This is a genomic window from Kitasatospora sp. NPDC036755 (assembly GCF_040636595.1).
In the GTDB taxonomy this organism is placed as follows: Bacteria; Actinomycetota; Actinomycetes; order Streptomycetales; family Streptomycetaceae; genus Kitasatospora.
Genome location: NZ_JBEZUT010000533.1, coordinates 1 through 3,832 on the forward strand (window position 1 = coordinate 1; position 3,832 = coordinate 3,832).

Here is a 3,832-nt window from a genome sequence, read left to right on the forward strand (position 1 = left end):
GCCCCGGCCGCGTCGGCGCCGCCCCGGCCGCCGTCGACGACCCGGGCGTGCGGCACGGCGCCGTCGTGCCGGACGGCCACCTCGCTGTCGCCCCCGCCGTACGTCTTCTCGACCGCCACGAGCCGGACGGCCGCCGTCCCCTGACCGATCCCTTGAGTCTGCACTCGAACTCCCACCACCGGGTCACGCACCTCGCGCGAGCTGGTGACCACGCTAGGAACGGCGGCGGTTCGGCACATTGACACTGCTTGGCGTATCCGGAGTAGAACTTTCTCCACCTCCGCGCCGGAGGTTCCTGCCCTCCCCCGGTCACGCCGAGCCCGTCACGACCTGCCCGTCACCACGCCCGTCACGACCCGTCGGCCGTGTCGAGGAGGCGCAGCAGCTGGTCGAGGCCGAACTCGAAGCGCTCGTCGAACGCGGTGTCCTCCAGGTGCGGCACCACCCGGTCGAGCGCGGGGTAGCTCCCGGCGGCCAGGGCCGGGCCGAGGGTGTGCTCCTCGCCGGAGGCGTCGAGCGCCTGCTCCTCCTGCGTCAGGCCGAGCACCAGGTACTGGATGCTCCAGAACGTCCAGGCGGCCCGGCGTTCGTCGAGTCCGGCGCGGAGCAGGGCCGCCACGACCTGCTCGGCGAAGGCGAGGGTCGCGGGCTCGGCGGCGTAGGTGCCCGCGACGACGAGGGCGCCGTCGCGGTGGGCGAGCAGGCTGCGGCGGTACCGGCGGGCCAGTTCGCGCACCCGCTCGTCCGGGGCCTCGGGCAGGTCCGTGAGCGCGACCCCGGCGACGATCGCCTCGGCCATCAGCTCCAGCAGCCGGGCCTTGGTCTTGGCGTGCCACAGCACGGTGTTCATCCGCACGCCGAGGCGTTCGGCCGTGCCGCGCAGGGAGACAGCGTCGGCGCCCTTCTCGTCGAGCAGTTCGAGCGCCGCGCGCACCACGGCGGCCGGGTCGAGCCGGGCCCGGGGGGCGGTCGGGGTTTGCTTCTTGGTCACTGACCTAGTCTACTGGAGGCATCGTCATTGGTCAGTGACCAAGAAGGGGAGCTTCGCCATGTCCGAAGGCACGCACAGCACCGCACCCGGCACCACGACGCAGGCCACCGCCACCACACACGGCACCGCCACCGCGACCGCCACGCCCGGCACCGCACGGGACACCCCGCACGAGGTCGTCATCGCCGGAGGCGGACCGGTCGGGCTCTGGCTCGCCTGCGAACTGCGGCTCCACGGCGTCGACGTGACCGTGCTGGAGACCCGGGCCGAGCCCGACCCGCACTCCCGCGCCCTCACCGTCCACCCGAGCAGCCTCGAACTGTTCGCCGCCCGGGGGCTGGTGGCGCCCTTCCTCGCCGAAGGCCTCCGGGTGCCCAGCGGACACTTCGCCGCGCTCACCACCCGGATGGACTTCTCCCGGCTGGACACGCCCTACCCGTTCACCCTCGTCCTGCCGCAGGTGCGCACCGAGGAACTCATCGCCGCCCACGCCGAGGCCGTCGGCGTCCGCCTGCTGCGCGAGCACCGGGTGACCGGACTGACCCGGCACGACGACGCGGTGACCGTCGAGGTCGACACCCCGGCCGGACACCGGCAGCTGCGCGCGGCCTACCTGGTCGGCTGCGACGGCAGCCGCAGCACCGTGCGCACCGCCGCCGGCATCGGCTTCCCCGGCACCCCCGCCACCCGGTGGGCCTGGATGGCCGACGTCACCCTCGACGCACCGCCCGCCCACCCCTCCACCTCCAACGAGCACGGCGCCGTCATGGTCTTCCCCATGCCCGGCGGCCTCCACCGGGTGGTCGGCAACGACGCCGACAGCGTCCAGGAGCCGCCCGAGGTCCCCACCGTCGAGGAACTGCGCACCCGGGTCCGCCGGATCGCCGGCACCGACCTCGGCATGCGCGACCCGCACTGGATCTCGGTCTTCGGCAACGCCACCCGCCAGGCCGAGCAGTACCGGCACGGCCGCGTCCTGCTCGCCGGCGACGCCGCGCACACCCACTTCCCCGCCGGCGGTCCCGGCCTCAACGTCGGCCTCCAGGACGCCGGCAACCTCGGCTGGAAGCTCGCCCAGGCCCTCGCCGGCACCGCCCCCGAGGGCCTGCTCGACAGCTACCACACCGAACGCCACCCGGTCGGCGCCGACCTGCTGCGCAGCACCAGCGCCCAGACCGGCCTGATGACCAGCTACACCCCGGAGAACCTCGCCATGCGCGAGCTCCTGGGCGAACTCATCACCGGCGTACCGGAGTTCTCCGACGCCCTGGCCCTGCGCGCCTCCGGGCTCGGCGCCGGCTACCCGCCCGCCGAGCCGGCCGGCGCCCACCCGCTCACCGGCACCCGCGCCCCCGACCTCGCCGTCCACGGCGGCGGCACGCTGCTGTCCCTGCGGAGCCGGGGCGGCTACGTCCTGCTCGACCTCGCCACCGCCCCCGGCGCGCCGTCCCCGCTCGCGGCACTGGCCCACGACGTGACGCCCGGCCTGGACGTCCACACCGCGCCGCCGGCCGACCACGGCGCACCGGGCCGGCGCACCGCCTGGTCCGGGGTCACGGCCGCCCTGGTCCGCCCCGACGGCCACCTCGGCTGGCTGACCACCGACGCCGACCCGTACGAGGCCGCCCGCGCCGCCGTCGCGGCCACGCTCGCCCGCCGGTAGCGGCGGGGCGGGGCGGGGCAGCCTTCAAGGGCGGCTCCGGCCCCGGCCCCCGGCCCCCGGTCCTCCGGCCACCGGTTCACGGCAGCCGGAGGACCGGCGGGCGGAAGGACCGGGGCCGGCCGAACCCCCGGAGCCCGCCGCCTACTTGGCGAAGCGGACCTCCGGGTAGGCCGCCGAGGGCCCGTCCAGCAGCCGGCCCGGGCGGTCGAGCAGGTGCCGGTCGAAGAAGGCGCCGAGGTACGCCCGGGTGGCGGCGAGCGCGCGGCCGCCCTTGATGGTGCCGTACTGCTCCGGGACGCTCTCGGGCGGCAGCTGGTCACGGATGCCGAAGGCGTCCACCAGCCAGTGCACGTCGCAGAACGACAGGTGGCCGGCGTCCGGCAGGTCCAGCCAGCGCTTCCAGCCGCTCAGGTGCCGCCAGGCCTCGTCCCAGTTCGCGGTCGGGGACTCCCCCGCGTGCCGCTGCGCGCCGAGCAGCAGCACCGGGCGGGAGAGGCCGCCGGCCGGGAGCGGGACGAAGAAGTCGCCGTCCAGGTTGGCGGCGGCGCGGATCCGCCCGTCCTCGCGCATCGCCTCGACGGCGCTCGCGCCGCCGATCGAGTGGCCGGCCGCGCCGATCCGGTCGCGGTCGATCCGGAGCCCGGGGACGAGCCCGGGACCGGGCGCGGTCAACCGGTCGATCAGGAAGCCGATGTCCCTCGCCCGGCTGCGGATGACCTCGGCCGCCCGCTCGGCGTTCACGTCCTCGCAGATCAGGCAGGGCTCCACCCGGCCGTCGGGGAACTGCACGACCGTCTCGTAGGTGTGGTCCAGCGCGGCCACCACGTAGCCCCGGGCCGCGAGGTCCTCGGCGAGGGCGGTGAGCGAGGAACGGTCGTAGCCGAAGCCGGGCGAGAGCACCACCAGGGGGTGCCGCCCGGGCGCGGGAACCGTGCGGGCCCGCACCCCCGTCCGGACCGTGCCGAGCTCCGGCGTGCCGTACAGCGCGGTGGACATCTCCGGGGACAGGTACGGCAGTTGCTCGCCGTGTGCGGACCGCGCCGGGTACCAGAGGGTGGCCATCAGCTCGCGGGCGGCGGCATCCGGCCGCCAGGGATCGTGCCGGTCGGTGTCCACCAGGCGCACCGCAGCGGCACCGATCGGCCGGTGCGTGGTGGGCGCCGGCACCTGTGGCGCCC

The 3,832-nt window shown here is 75.8% G+C and carries 3 protein-coding genes; 1 reads left to right on the top strand and 2 read right to left on the bottom strand.

The window, feature by feature from the left end; translation table 11 throughout:
- Positions 1-349: 349 nt before the first annotated feature.
- Positions 350-991 (bottom strand): TetR/AcrR family transcriptional regulator C-terminal domain-containing protein, encoded by a 642-nt coding sequence (locus AB0E96_RS39385; RefSeq protein WP_359831408.1) that lies wholly within the window; start codon positions 989-991, stop codon positions 350-352.
- 58 nt (positions 992-1,049) lie between these two features.
- Here AB0E96_RS39385 and AB0E96_RS39390 point away from each other — a divergent pair, with 58 nt between their 5' ends.
- Entirely contained in the window at positions 1,050-2,654 is a 1,605-nt protein-coding gene (locus AB0E96_RS39390) for an FAD-dependent monooxygenase (RefSeq protein ID WP_359831410.1), read from the top strand.
- Positions 2,655-2,795: 141 nt separating this feature from the next.
- Here AB0E96_RS39390 and AB0E96_RS39395 read toward each other — a convergent pair.
- Positions 2,796-3,832: alpha/beta hydrolase (locus AB0E96_RS39395; RefSeq protein WP_359831412.1), on the bottom strand; the 1,037-nt coding region annotated here is incomplete at its 5' end.

Coding starts and splice junctions, on each gene's coding strand:
- AB0E96_RS39390 (WP_359831410.1), top strand. CDS start 1,050: ATGTCCGAAGGCACGCACAGCACCGCACCCGGCACCACGACGCAGGCC.